Source organism: Haemophilus haemolyticus (assembly GCF_003490595.1).
GTDB classification, from domain to species: Bacteria; Pseudomonadota; Gammaproteobacteria; order Enterobacterales; family Pasteurellaceae; genus Haemophilus; species Haemophilus haemolyticus_L.
The window spans coordinates 165,740-179,622 of the sequence record NZ_QQGY01000004.1 but is presented as its reverse complement, the minus strand read 5'-3'; the positions used below and the strand labels follow the sequence as shown (position 1 = coordinate 179,622).

Here is a 13,883-nt window from a genome sequence, read left to right as displayed (position 1 = left end):
ATGCGATTAAGACCTTAATTCAAGAAGGCAATTTTACTAAAGCAATGAAACAATCCTATGCGAATAGAATTGATAAGATGATTGTTGAGTATGAGAAAGCGGGTGCAGAAGGGGCTTTCAAGGCTGGCTTAGAGGCAGGTCAATTACTGCAAGAGACGGTGGGAATACTTGCCGGTGGTTTGGGTTTGGCTAAAGTTGGTACAAAATTCACAAAAGCAGTAGTAACTTTTGCGAAAGGAGAAAAAACAGCAGTAGCGGTTGTGAAAGGAAGTGCATCCAGTACAGCGTCCGATATTGCATCAAACGCTTTGGAAACGGTCAAAAATTCTAGAGTAAAAGCGTTAACTTGTTCTTTCCGTGGTGACATGGAAGTGAAAACCGAACAGGGGTATAAACCGATTCAATCCATTAAAGTGGGCGACAAAGTTTATGCGAAAAACGAACTGACAGGACAAATGACCTATCAGCGCGTACAAGCTCACTACAACAACCCGTATGATTTTACGGTATATGTAGAAGTGATTGATGAACAAGGCAAACATCAAACTATTGTTTCAAATAAAATTCATCCATTCTTTACCCAGGTAAATCAAGGTGAGCTAGTACCGAGTTCTGAGGGGCATCACTACAACGGAGAAATCCAAAATGCTCAGTGGGTAGATGCACAAAATTTGAAAGCGGGTTATAAACTGTTATCAGAAAATAATCACTGGCAAACGGTGAAAGGTGTCACTATCAAGGCTGAGAAGTTAAGTGCATATAACCTGACAGTTGAGACTGACCACACTTACTTTATCAAAGGAGCGAATTCTGACCTTGATGGCGTTTGGGTGCATAATGATTGTTTCCTTGATATGCCAAAACAAAAGGTCAACAGTGCAAGCGTAGGGGATATTGTAAGAACACCAACAACACATCCGGACGATTTCATTAAATTAAAAGGAGGTAAAAATTTTAAAAATAAATATACTGGTGAAATTTGGTCAGAAAGTCATACCTCTCACTCAGATAAAAATGGTGAGTGGAAAGTTGGATTAAAAGGGAATGCTCCAGAAGTAAGAAGAAAGATTACAATAGGTAAAAGTGATGGAAAAATCATTAAATTCGACAACAAATAGCGTTATATCTTTTAATAAAATAAATTTTAATAGTTTTAGTAGTAGCCCAGGTTGGGTTGGCTACTTTTATGCAAGAGATCTTACTATGCAATCAGTAATACAAATGTCATCTAAAATGATAGAGTCCTTTTTTAAAGACTCTATCAATGACTTTTTTCTACTAACTGCATTAGCATATGACGATAGTGCTTCTATCCCTGAGTTTTCTGATTTAGAGGTTTCTTATTATGAAAGTATTTATAATAAGGCTAAAGAGATGGGAGTGTTAATTCCATATAATGGACTTATTGAAGATTTTTATGAAGATAATAAATATCCATTTCCAGCTAATATAATGTCATTGAGTTTTGATAAAAAGGATATATTGAGTTTTTGTGAATTATCTATGGCGTATAAATATAATAAGGTGGTAGGAGATCATTGTTTTCTAATTAATCCAACATTAAAAATAGCATTATACCCGCATGAAGATATTGGGTATGGTTGTATTTCTTTAAGTGATGACTGTAGTAAGGCTATAGAATTCTTAAATTTTTGCTCAAAAGATGATAAGTTTGAGGTGGTTTTTTCTGAGAATATTAACCACTTGGCAGCTTCGAAAACTATGCTCAAAGAATGTTAAGTTCGACTAAGATACCAGCGCTGTTTGATACTTAAGATGCATACAGTTTGAATTGGGATATAAAGTGCGGTCAATTTTCAAAGAGTTTTAAAACCTCTCAAAAATTGACCGCATTTTTGTATTTTCAACGACTTATGTTAAGTAAGTTTTATAATTTCACATTCAACTTCGCGTAAGTTCGTTCTACTTTTTCCAATGCTTTTCCCACGGAAACATCACGAGCGAGTAATAGGCGGAAGCACTGGCAAGGAAGATGGTGAAAGTAAAACTTACCAAGCGAGCCACTTAGATGCGCAAACCGTGACCCTAAATAGCCAAAGTGATACCAACCTACTGGGGAGTCAAGTCAAAGGTAACACCGTTAATGCCAATGTGGGTGGCAAGCTCAACATTGAAAGTTTACAAGACGAAGAACGCTTTAAAACTAAATCAAGCGGAGGCGGTTTAGAAGTGGAATTTGGTTTTGGCAACAACTGGAGTGTGAGTGGTTATGGCAATGCTTCCAAAGGCACGACTCACCGTAAACAAGTGAATGAACAAGCTGGTATTTTTGCTGAAGAAGGGGGGTATCACATTGATGCGGAAAATGTTCATTTGAAAGGTGGCGCCATTGCAAGCAGCAATGCGAAAAACAGCATTCTCCAAACCAACACACTGACCTTTGAAGATATTCAAAATGAATCGAGCAGCAGTGCAGCGAGCGCAAGTATTAGCGGAAGTCTCAAAGAGTCAAAAGAAAAATGGGTGGATAACGAAACGGGCAGAGCGGTTAAACCGAACACAGAAAATAGTACCAAACTAGACGGTCAGCGTAGTGGGGGGATAAGCCCGGGCTTGCCGATGTTACAACAAAGCAGCGACAGCTCAACGACGAAAGCGACATTGACGGAAGGGACGGTTATCTTGAATAAAGATACGAGCCTGACACAGACCACAGCAGCCCAACTAGGCATTAACACAGACCTTGCCCAAGCTAACAATCAAGTGGCACAGACGAAGGATGTGAAAGCGCAAATTCAAGAGCAGCAACAGATTGCAACGGCAATAGGACATGTACAAAAGGCGGTGGAGACCTACACGGCGAATCAACAGGAAGCAGCTGAGCAAGAGGTGAGACGTTTAAAATCTCGCTTAGAAAAAGCTAAACAACAAGGTAATCAAGAGGCAGTTAATCAGCTTAAAAAAGATATTCTTCAAGCCGAAATACAAGCAGAAAATTGGGGAACGGGTGGCAGCACCAAGCGTGCAGTTGATGCTATTACTCACGCAGGTTTAATTGCGTTAAGTGGAGGCTCAAGTCAAAGTATCGCGACGGCAGCCGCTTCATCTTATGTGAACCAATTAATCAAGAAAGCAACGGAAGATTATCCGGCATTAAATATCCCAACGCATATTTTATGGGGGGCGGTAGAAGCGGAGCTAATGGGTGGAAAAGCATCAACCGGTGCGATTTCCACTGCAGCAGGTGAATTAGGTGCGAAATATTTAACGGAGCATCTTTATAATAAAAAAGCGAAAGACCTTACTGAAACTGAACGTAGCCAAGTGAAAGAAATAGCGAAGGCACTTGCTGGTGTGGCAGGTGGTTTAGCCGCTGCTGGTCAAGGGTCAAGTGCGGTCAAAATTTTGAGTGAATCATCGATAGGGACAACGGTGGCGAATAATGCAGTTGAGCATAATGCTATTACTCCTGAAACAGCATGGGATGTAGTTAATCTTACAATAGGAGGAGCTTCTTTAGCTTATAATATTGAAGAGGGTAATTATGGGATGGCTGCTCTTGATGGAGTAGGGCTTATTTATGATGGCTTTGCTACAGCGGTGCCATTTTTACCTGCAGGGGCATCTGCTGGGCTTAAAGCATATCGTGCTAGTAACTCAGTTAAACAGTCAGTTGCTATTGGTAGTGATGTAGCAAAAACAGCGAATGCTGCTCATCAAGCAGCGAAGAATTCACAAAATTTAGTTGGTAACGCAAGAGCTGTGGGGAGTAAAATTCATAGAGACACAGGGCGTCGTATTGGAGAAGTGTCTGGAAAACCTTCGAAACTATCTAATAATGCAAATAGTTATTTTATAAGTGCAAATAAGGCAACAGGCAAACAGCCAGATTTAAGTTGGAAAGGGACGAATACATGGGGGGATTTAACCACTTCTGGACAATGGAATGCTCACGTAAAAAAATATGAGTCCAGGTTTGGTAGTACGTCTATCCCTATTATTTATGAGAGAGGAAAAGGCGTGGTTAATTATAATCCAATTCGACCATTTGCAGGAGCTTCTATATCGGCACCAACTACAATTATAAATAGTAATAACAGTAAAAAAGAGGATAAATGATGGCTTATCATGTTTCGTTAGTTAATACGGATAAAAAAGATATTTCTTCTAAACTAATCATGAATAAAGAAAAGTTTAGAGAGTTTTTATTTAGAGAATTCAATATGAAGGAAGAGTTAAATGAAAATGGAGTTTTGGAATTCTATTATGATAAAAATGATCCTTCTTTTACTATTTTTTATACTGAAGGTATTGAAGGTGAATATTACATTAATACCACGGATGATAAGCATATAGAAAAGTTAATTTCTATTGCTGAAAAGTTAAATGATGGTACTAGAGTTAGAGGAGATGAAGGGGAGACATATAACTCTTTAGAGGATACATATATCCATTCTGATGATGAATATTTATTTAAAAATACAACAAAGGAAAAATGGTTTTATTTTTTTAGAAATCCTTCTATAAAAATAGGTATTGTTATAGGGATTATTGTTTGTCTTATACAAATTTTATTTTTTAAATAGTAGCTCTTATAACTAGTTTGATTTAAACCTGCCCCTAGATAGTGCGCGTTTCCTGACGCACTCTTGTATCTATCTAACAATAAACAAACTGAAGTTGTTAATAAAAATAGTGAAAATTTGAATCAAACGAAATTGATGTTTTGGGCACGCGTTAGGAAACGCGCGCCATCGTGGGCGAGAATGGCAGTCTCACGGTTGCGGCAGAAAACATTGCGTTAAATGCCGTCAATCTTATCAATGATGGCAAAGGGAAAATACAACTTCATGCCACGCAAAATATTGATTTAGGTACATAAAGGCAAGAGGAAATAAATATGAAATTTTCTTTATCAAAAGAAAAAGAAGAAAAATGTCTTTTTTATAAACAATCAAGAGAGCATGTAAGAACTGTTTTAGCTTCTAATTATGTAGAGTTTAGAAAAAGCCAATTTTCATCAAATACTGCAGATAATTTCAATAAGTTGGGTGTTCATTGTTTTTATGATGAATATAACCTCTTGCAAGAAATTGAAATTTTTAGACCTAGTTTTGTATCTATCCTAGATATTGATTTTTTAGGTAAGAGAAAGGATGAACTTGAAAAAATTTTATCTGATTTAAATATACAATATGATATCTGATGATATGGGTGTTATTATTGAGGAGTTAGGTGTTAGTACCGTTTCTGATAAGATGAATATAACGGAGTGTATATATTTTAATTTACTTGACTCTCAGTATATAAATTTATCTTTATAATAAGGTGGTATCTATTTAAATAATTTATTTTATTAATAATAAGTTATTAAATAATCGCAAAAATCCTTATACAGGAAATCAAAAATGAAAGAACAAGAAATTTACCAGAAAATTGGGGAGTTATTGTGGTCAATAATGCCTGACGAAGCCGTAAGGATTGATTTTATTGGTTCTATTTATCCTGAACATTATTCTGGTGGAGCTGAATGGGTTGTTGCGAATGGTGATATTCATTACTTTCCATTAGGTCAAAGACCTGATGAAATTGAAGGTGAAATTATAAATTTAATGAAGCAATTGAGAGCAACCTTATCTCAAGAATGGACTCAATATAAGTTTTCCCTATTTGATAATATGGAATTTAATATTAAATTTGCATATGTTCCAGATGAAGATAGTTGGCCAATGCTCTATCTTCGAGGCGTTAGTGATCTTGAAGAAAATGAGATAAAGGAATATGGGATTCCTAGAGAGATTTGGGAAGAGCGAATAAAAGCGAAGGAAGAAATAGCAAGATAGCTAATCTTTGCATGAAAAGTGCGGTTAATTTTGGAGAGATTTTAAAACTCCTTAAAAATTGACCGCACTTTTGTATTTTCAATGATGCTTATGTTAAGCAAACCTTATAATTTTACATTTAACTTATCGTAAGCTAGTTCTACTTTTTCCACCAAAATATCACGAGTGAGTAACACACTTAAACGGCGATGGCTATTGATTTCGCCTTTGCTGTACGCAAAATATCATTATTAAAGATGAAGCAGAGCAATTAAAACGTACAGGCAAAACGCTGCAAGAAGAGATTTCAGATATCACTACAGAGAGTGCGCCAAGTCAAAGTGGCAAATTAGAGAATCGTTTAATAGAGACGAGTTGGGTAACTATTCCGCTGGAGTGCGGTAAATTTTTAAGATGTTTTTTTATGTGAGATTTTTCGTGATCCCTATCACAATATCTTGTAAAACCACTTAAAAACGTTACCTATTTTCATTCAATCAATGATACAGTTGTATCCGTTTGACTTTTTGTCATTTTAACGATGAATAGCCGAAAGTTTATTCATTAATCTCATCAATCCAATCATCAATCAGAGGGAAACAGTATGTTAATTGGTGTACCTAGAGAGCTGCTTGAGAATGAGAGCCGTGTGGCGGCAACGCCGAAAACGGTTCAGCAAATATTGAAATTGGGCTTTGACGTGATCGTGGAACACGATGCAGGTTTTAAAGCTAGTTTTGAAGATCAAGCATTTTTAGAGGCAGGCGCGAAGATCGGTACGTCGGCTGAAATTTGGCAATCGGATATTATCTTCAAAGTAAATGCACCGACAGATGAAGAAATCGCTCAAATGAAGGATGGGGCAACGCTTGTGAGCTTTATTTGGCGTATGCAAAATCCTGAGTTAATGAAAAAACTCACCGCGAAGAAAATTAACGTGTTAGCAATGGATGCGGTGCCTCGTATTTCTCGTGCGCAAGCATTGGATGCGCTTTCTTCTATGGCGAATATTTCTGGTTATCGTGCTGTCATTGAAGCTGCGCATGAATTTGGTAGTTTCTTTACAGGGCAAATTACTGCTGCAGGTAAAGTTCCACCAGCAAAAGTGTTGGTGATTGGTGCGGGTGTGGCTGGTTTGGCGGCAATTGGTGCAGCAAATAGCCTTGGGGCGATTGTTCGTGCTTTTGACTCTCGTCCTGAAGTGAAAGAGCAAGTTCAAAGTATGGGTGCAAGCTTCTTAGAAATTGATTTTAAAGAAGAAGGCGGCAGTGGTGATGGTTATGCGAAAGTAATGTCGGAAGAATTTAACCGTCGTGCGATGGAGCTTTACGCAGAACAAGCTAAAGAAGTCGATATTATTATTACTACGGCAGCCATTCCAGGTAAACCAGCACCTCGTTTGATTACTAAAGAAATGGTGGATTCAATGAAACCAGGTTCAGTGATTGTGGATTTAGCGGCTGCAACTGGCGGTAACTGTGAATATACGCAAGCAGGGAAAGTTGTTACAACTGAAAATCAAGTGAAAGTGATTGGTTATACGGATTTCCCAAGCCGCTTACCAACGCAATCTTCCCAACTTTACGGCACAAACTTAGTCAATTTATTAAAACTTTTGTGCAAAGAGAAAGATGGCAATATCAATATTGATTTTGAAGATGTGGTTCTTCGTGGTGTAACCGTTGTTCGTGATGGGGAAGAAATTCCTCCTGCACAAATTCAAGTGTCTGCACAACCAAAACAAGAAACCAAAGCTGCACCAGTGGCAGAGAAAAAAGAAGCTAAACCAACAGATCCTCGTGTGAAATACGGTGTGATGGCAGGTGTAGGTGTGTTATTCCTTTGGTTAGCTTCTGTTGCGCCCGCTGCATTTTTATCACATTTCACCGTATTTGTTTTAGCTTGCGTGGTGGGTTATTACGTGGTTTGGAATGTTAGCCATGCACTTCACACACCATTAATGGCAGTAACAAATGCAATTTCAGGCATTATTATTGTAGGCGCGTTATTACAAATTCGTCAGCCAACAGGCAATCTATTTATCGATGCGTTAGCTTTTGTGGCGATTTTGGTGGCAAGCATCAATATTTTTGGTGGTTTCCGTGTCACACAACGTATGTTAGCAATGTTTAGAAAAGGTTAAGGAGCGCACAATGTCTGAAGGTTTAGTACAGGCTGCGTATATTTTAGCAGCATTACTTTTCATTATGAGCTTGGCAGGACTTTCTAAACATGAAACTGCTAAAGCGGGTTGTTGGTTCGGTATTGTTGGCATGACAATTGCCCTTATCGCAACCATTTTTGGACCTCATTCTGAAGGAACATTTTGGATCATTATTGCGATGATCATTGGTGGAGCAATCGGTGTTCAACGTGCATTAAAAGTAGAAATGACTGAAATGCCAGAACTTGTGGCGATTCTTCACAGTTTCGTCGGTTTAGCGGCTGTGCTCGTAGGCTTTAATAGCTATGGTTTACACCATGAGGCATTAATGCCAGAAGGATTAGATGCAGCAGCACAAGCCGCATTTGTAGCAGAGCAAGCGGTATTAACAAATATTCATAATGTCGAAGTATTTTTAGGTATCTTTATCGGTGCCGTAACTTTCACTGGTTCTGTTGTCGCATTTGGTAAATTAAGCGGAAAAATTAATTCAAAAGCATTAATGCTACCGCATCGCCATAAATTAAATTTAGCCGCACTTGTGGTATCTGCATTATTGATGGTTGCATTCTTGAATAATCCAGAAAGCATTTTTCCTGTGTTATTAATGACAGCGATTGCGCTTGCATTCGGCTGGCACTTAGTGGCTTCAATCGGTGGGGCTGATATGCCAGTTGTGGTATCAATGCTTAACTCTTATTCAGGTTGGGCAGCGGCCGCAGCAGGTTTTATGTTGAATAATGACTTGCTTATCGTAACTGGCGCACTTGTTGGTTCTTCTGGTGCAATTCTTTCTTACATCATGTGTAAAGCAATGAACCGTTCATTTGTGAGCGTAATTGCAGGTGGTTTTGGTAACGATGTTCAAGTTTCTTCAAGCGAAGAACAAGGCGAGCACCGTGAAACTACAGCGGAAGAAGTGGCTGAATTGTTGAAAAATGCAAGTTCTGTAATTATCACTCCGGGATATGGTATGGCTGTAGCACAAGCACAATATCCAGTCGCTGATATTACGGCAAAATTGCGTGAACGTGGTGTGAACGTTCGTTTTGGTATTCACCCTGTTGCAGGACGTTTACCAGGCCATATGAACGTGCTTTTAGCTGAAGCGAAAGTGCCTTACGATGTCGTACTTGAAATGGATGAAATCAACGATGATTTCGCTGATACCGATGTGGTATTGGTTATCGGTGCGAACGATACGGTAAACCCAGCTGCGATGGAGGATCCAAATAGTCCAATCGCAGGAATGCCAGTGTTAGAAGTATGGAAAGCACAAAATGTAATTGTTTTCAAACGTTCAATGGCTGTGGGATATGCAGGTGTACAAAACCCATTATTCTTCAAAGAGAATACGCAAATGCTCTTTGGTGATGCAAAAGATCGTGTTGAAGACATCTTAAAAGCATTATAAAAAATACGCATAAAAATAACCGCACTTGGGGTTGCCTAAGTGCGGTATTTTTTTATGGCGTTTAGTGACTATCTTCAGGATTTTCCAAAATTTCTGAACACAAGCCTAAGCCAGATAAAAATTCAATAAATGCCCGCACTTTTATTGGTAAATGTCTTCTGTTTGGATAGACCACATGAATTTCTAATTTTTGTTGTTTATATTCTGGCAATACTTCGATGAGTTCCCCTTTTTCGAGAGATTGACCAATAATAAATCTAGGTAAATTCACAATGCCTAGTCCTGCTTTTGCCATTTCTAATAAGGCTAAACCACTATTGCTCACAACCTTTGATTGGATTTTGAAACGTTGTGTTTGATTTATGCGTGAGCCAACCCAATTTACTTGATTCATTGCATTTTTATAAAGTAAGCCATTGTGATGCTCTAAATCATCAGGCGTTTGTGGAATACCATTTGCTTCAAGATAGCTTGGTGATGCCACAAAGTGTAGCGTATTTGTACTGATTTTGCGTGATACAAGAGAACTGTCCGCCATATGGCCGATACGTAATGCAAGATCATAGCCTTCTGCCACAAGGTCAATTTTTTTGTCATTAAACTCAATTTCAACATGTAGATTAGGATGTTCAGCAATAAATAGCGGTAAATTCGGTACGATGAAAAGCAAACCAAAATCACGAGGAACAGAAATAAGTAAATTTCCTTGTAATGAACTGGTGAGGTGAGTGATGCTAGAATCAGCCTCATCTAAATCAAGCAAAATTCCTTGACAGCGTTGGTAATACATCATTCCCGCTTCAGTAGGCATAATTTTTCTGGTGGTACGTTGTAACAATCGTGTTTTTAAATGTTCTTCTAACTGTGAAACTAATTTGCTTGCCATTGCCACAGAAATATTTTGTTGCTTTGCTGCCAATGTAAAACTTTGGGTTTCAATGACTTTGCAGAAAATAGAAATCGCGTTGAGTTTATCCATTTATAGACCTTTTTTGAAAAAATGCTTGATTTTGCCTACATAACTTTGCACTATACCCCCAATTTTACAAAATTCTAGTGATATTAGGTAATCAAATGAGTAAATCCTTGGTGATTGTGGAGTCGCCAGCAAAAGCAAAAACTATTAATAAGTATTTAGGCAGCCAATATGTGGTGAAATCAAGTGTTGGACATATTCGTGATTTGCCGACGGTTGGTTCTAGTACAGGTGAAAAAGCTAAACCAATTTCAACCAAAGGTATGGATGCCGAAGAAAAAGCAAAAATTAAGGCTGAGAAGGAACGTAACGCCTTAGTTAAACGTATGGGGATTGATCCTTATCACGATTGGAAAGCAAATTATCAGATTTTGCCTGGTAAAGAAAAAGTGGTTTCTGAATTAAAATCGCTTGCTAAAAAAGCAGATCACATTTATCTCGCAACCGACTTGGATAGAGAAGGGGAAGCGATTGCATGGCATTTACGTGAAGTGATTGGTGGCGATAATGATCGCTTTAGCCGAGTAGTGTTTAACGAAATCACTAAAAATGCAATTAAACAAGCTTTTGAAAAGCCTGAACAATTAAATATGGATCGTGTTAATGCCCAACAAACTCGTCGCTTTTTAGATAGAGTAGTGGGCTTTATGGTGTCACCATTACTTTGGAAAAAAGTCGCTCGCGGGCTTTCTGCTGGTCGAGTTCAATCGGTTGCGGTTAAATTATTAGTAGAACGCGAGCGTGAAATTAAAGCCTTCCAGCCTGAAGAATATTGGGAAGTTGCCGTCCTTACGAATAATCAAAATAAACAAGCTATACGTTTGGATGTCACGGATTATAAAGGCAAGAAATTCGATCCAAAAAATCAAAAAGAAGCGCAAAGTGCGGTAGATTTTCTGAATGTTTCCGATTACGTTGTCACAGATTTAGAAACTAAACCAACAAGTTCTCGCCCTAGAGCGCCATTTATTACATCAACGCTTCAACAAACGGCAAGTACTCGCTTGGGATTTGGCGTTAAAAAAACAATGATGCTAGCCCAACGTTTATATGAAGCGGGTTACATTACTTATATGCGTACGGATTCAACCAATTTGAGTCAAGATGCGCTGAATATGGTGCGTAGCTATATTGAAAATCATTTTGGTGCACAATATTTACCAGAAAAACCAAATTTCTATTCTAGTAAAGAAAATGCGCAAGAGGCGCATGAGGCTATTCGTCCATCGGACATTAGAGCATTGCCTGAATCCTTAGAGGGAATGGAAAAAGATGCGGTGCGCCTTTATGATTTAATTTGGCGTCAATTCTTAGCATGTCAAATGCCACCAGCGCAATATGATAGCAGTACATTGACTGTTTCAGCCGGCGATTATACCTTGAAAGCAAAAGGCCGAATTTTACGTTTTGATGGTTGGACAAAAGTATTGCCACAGATAGGCAAAAATCCTGAAGATCAAGAATTGCCTTTAGTTGCTGTTTCAGAAAAACTTGCTTTAAAAGAAGTGCAACCAACTCAACACTTTACTAAACCACCCGCTCGTTTTACTGAAGCGGCTTTGGTAAAAGAATTGGAAAAACGTGGTATTGGCCGTCCTTCCACTTATGCTGCAATTATTTCCACCATTCAAGAACGTGGTTATGTTCGTACTGAAAATCGTCGTTTCTATGCAGAAAAAATGGGCGAAATTGTGACTGATCGCCTTAATGAGTCTTTTGGTGAATTAATGAATTACGATTTCACCGCGAATATGGAAGATACCCTAGATAAAATTGCCTCTGGTTCAGTGAATTGGAAAACTGAATTGAATCAATTCTTCAAGGATTTTTCTAGCCAGCTTTCTAAAGCTGAATTGGATGAACTTGAAGGCGGTATGCGCCCAAATAGCCTTGTTGAAACCGATATTAAATGCCCAACCTGTGGCAGAAAAATGGCCATTCGTACGGCAAGTACGGGGGTATTTTTAGGATGTACAGGTTATGCATTGCCGCCAAAAGAGCGGTGCAAAACAACGATTAATTTAATTCCTGAAGCAGAATTATTGAACGTTTTAGATGAATCTTCAGAAACCAAAGCATTAATGGATCGTAAACGTTGTACAAAATGTGGAACGGCAATGGACAGCTATGTAATCGATGCCCATCGTAAAATCCATATTTGCGGTAATAATCCAAATTGTGATGGATATTTAATTGAAGAAGGCTCATTCAAAATTAAAGGTTATGATGGTCCTGTTGTTGAGTGTGATAAATGCGGTGCGGATATGCATTTAAAACTTGGTCGTTTTGGCAAGTATATGGGATGTACAAATTGCGATAACACACGCAAAATTTTGAAAAATGGCGAAGTCGCACCACCGAAAGAAGAGCCTGTACATTTCCCTGAGTTAAAATGCGAAAAATCTGATGCATATTTTGTATTGCGTGACGGTGCGAGTGGTGTATTTATGTCAGCACATAACTTCCCGAAATCACGCGAAACACGTCCAGTTAAAATCGCTGAACTTGTGCAATATCGCGAGCGTTTACCTGAAAAATTAGCTTATTTAGCCGATGCACCACAAAAAGACCCTGAAGGGAATGAAGCGATTGTTCGTTTTAGTCGTAAAGAGAAGAAACAATATGTGACTTCTGAAAAAGATGGGAAAGCGACTAAATGGATTGTTGATTTCACTAATGGAAAATGGGTTGAACGGAAAAAATAAGAAGAAAAGTGCGGTAAATCACCGCACTTTTTTTGTAATAAATCTTCTTATGTTTTGTAGGTTATCTGAGAATCAAAGGGCGGTTACAATTTCATTAATTTTATTTTTTGCAGACGCTTGGGCTTTTTCAATTGCTTCTGGTCCGAATCCAATGCCTTGCGCATAAACAAATTGCACATCTGTGATACCGATAAAACCTAAAATTGACTTCATATATTGTGTCACTAGATTTTCTTCATCATACAATCCACCAAATGCACATAACACAATCGCTTTCTTACCTTTTAATAACCCTTCTGGTCCATTTGCCGTATATTGAAAAGTGACGCGTGGGCGTGCGATAAAATCAAAATAAGTTTTTAATTGCGTTGGGATGCTAAGATTATACATTGGTGCACCAATAACCAGAATCTCTGCATTTTTTAATTCAGAGACTAATTCATCGGAAAGTGCAAGAAGTTGTTTTTCTTCATCGTTTTTAGGTTCACCACGCACAGCCGTTGCTGCTGTTGCATCAAAATATGGAAGTGGTTGTTGGGCTAGATCGCGTACGATAATGTTATTACCGTGTAATTTTTCGATAACATAATCAGCCAATTGATTGGTCTGGGCGTTATTTCCTGAAATGCTAGATTTTAATACTAATACGTTGCTCATTTTTATTCCTTAACTGGGTATTTAAAAGTGCGGTTATTCTAGCCTTTATTTTTAGGATATAAAGCCCCTAGCCAGAAAAACATTATTTCCTTTCTGTAAAATATGTGCATTTATTTAACAATGCCTTAAGAAAGTGATAGAATTTGCCACGCATTTTTTGCCTAATTTTGCTCGTTCAATGGTA

The 13,883-nt window shown here is 38.2% G+C and carries 12 protein-coding genes; 10 read left to right on the top strand and 2 right to left on the bottom strand.

Annotated features, from left to right (window positions below):
• From DV415_RS10355 to pntB, 9 genes are all read left to right on the top strand, one after another.
• Positions 1-1,118: polymorphic toxin-type HINT domain-containing protein (locus DV415_RS10355; RefSeq protein WP_239990907.1), on the top strand; the 1,118-nt coding region annotated here is incomplete at its 5' end.
• Entirely contained in the window at positions 1,087-1,740 is a 654-nt protein-coding gene (locus DV415_RS04590) for a hypothetical protein (RefSeq protein WP_118788336.1), read from the top strand. The genes DV415_RS10355 and DV415_RS04590, both read left to right, overlap by 32 nt.
• Before the next feature lie 195 nt (positions 1,741-1,935).
• Positions 1,936-4,080, top strand: a complete 2,145-nt coding sequence (locus DV415_RS04580; RefSeq protein ID WP_239990906.1) for a hemagglutinin repeat-containing protein — start codon at positions 1,936-1,938, stop codon at positions 4,078-4,080.
• On the top strand, positions 4,077-4,547 hold the full coding sequence (locus DV415_RS04575) for a hypothetical protein (RefSeq protein ID WP_118790162.1): 471 nt from the start codon (positions 4,077-4,079) through the stop codon (positions 4,545-4,547). The genes DV415_RS04580 and DV415_RS04575 overlap by 4 nt, the downstream gene beginning before the upstream one ends.
• A gap of 170 nt (positions 4,548-4,717) precedes the next feature.
• Positions 4,718-4,843 carry a hypothetical protein gene (locus tag DV415_RS10425; RefSeq protein WP_275045266.1) on the top strand — a complete coding sequence of 42 codons (126 nt, stop codon included), beginning with the start codon at positions 4,718-4,720 and terminating at the stop codon, positions 4,841-4,843.
• 18 nt (positions 4,844-4,861) lie between these two features.
• A complete protein-coding gene (locus DV415_RS04570; RefSeq protein ID WP_118790161.1) occupies positions 4,862-5,167 on the top strand; it encodes a hypothetical protein in 306 nt (101 codons plus the stop codon).
• 202 nt (positions 5,168-5,369) lie between these two features.
• Entirely contained in the window at positions 5,370-5,804 is a 435-nt protein-coding gene (locus DV415_RS04565; RefSeq protein WP_118790160.1) for a hypothetical protein, read from the top strand.
• A 583-nt stretch (positions 5,805-6,387) separates the two neighbouring features.
• Entirely contained in the window at positions 6,388-7,926 is a 1,539-nt protein-coding gene (pntA, locus tag DV415_RS04555) for a Re/Si-specific NAD(P)(+) transhydrogenase subunit alpha (protein WP_118790159.1), read from the top strand.
• A gap of 10 nt (positions 7,927-7,936) precedes the next feature.
• On the top strand, positions 7,937-9,361 hold the full coding sequence (gene pntB, locus DV415_RS04550) for a Re/Si-specific NAD(P)(+) transhydrogenase subunit beta (RefSeq protein ID WP_005637794.1): 1,425 nt from the start codon (positions 7,937-7,939) through the stop codon (positions 9,359-9,361).
• 61 nt (positions 9,362-9,422) lie between these two features.
• On the opposite strand, the gene DV415_RS04545 is transcribed toward pntB, so the two are convergent.
• A complete protein-coding gene (locus tag DV415_RS04545; RefSeq protein WP_118790158.1) occupies positions 9,423-10,340 on the bottom strand; it encodes a LysR family transcriptional regulator in 918 nt (305 codons plus the stop codon).
• Positions 10,341-10,435: 95 nt separating this feature from the next.
• Here DV415_RS04545 and topA point away from each other — a divergent pair, with 95 nt between their 5' ends.
• Positions 10,436-13,042 carry a type I DNA topoisomerase gene (gene topA / locus DV415_RS04540; protein ID WP_118790157.1) on the top strand — a complete coding sequence of 869 codons (2,607 nt, stop codon included), beginning with the start codon at positions 10,436-10,438 and terminating at the stop codon, positions 13,040-13,042.
• 72 nt (positions 13,043-13,114) lie between these two features.
• Here topA and DV415_RS04535 read toward each other — a convergent pair whose 3' ends face one another.
• The gene (locus DV415_RS04535; RefSeq protein WP_118790156.1) at positions 13,115-13,699 is read right to left on the bottom strand and encodes an FMN-dependent NADH-azoreductase; all 585 of its coding nucleotides are present in this window, start codon (positions 13,697-13,699) and stop codon (positions 13,115-13,117) included.
• Between the last annotated feature and the right edge of the window lie 184 nt (positions 13,700-13,883).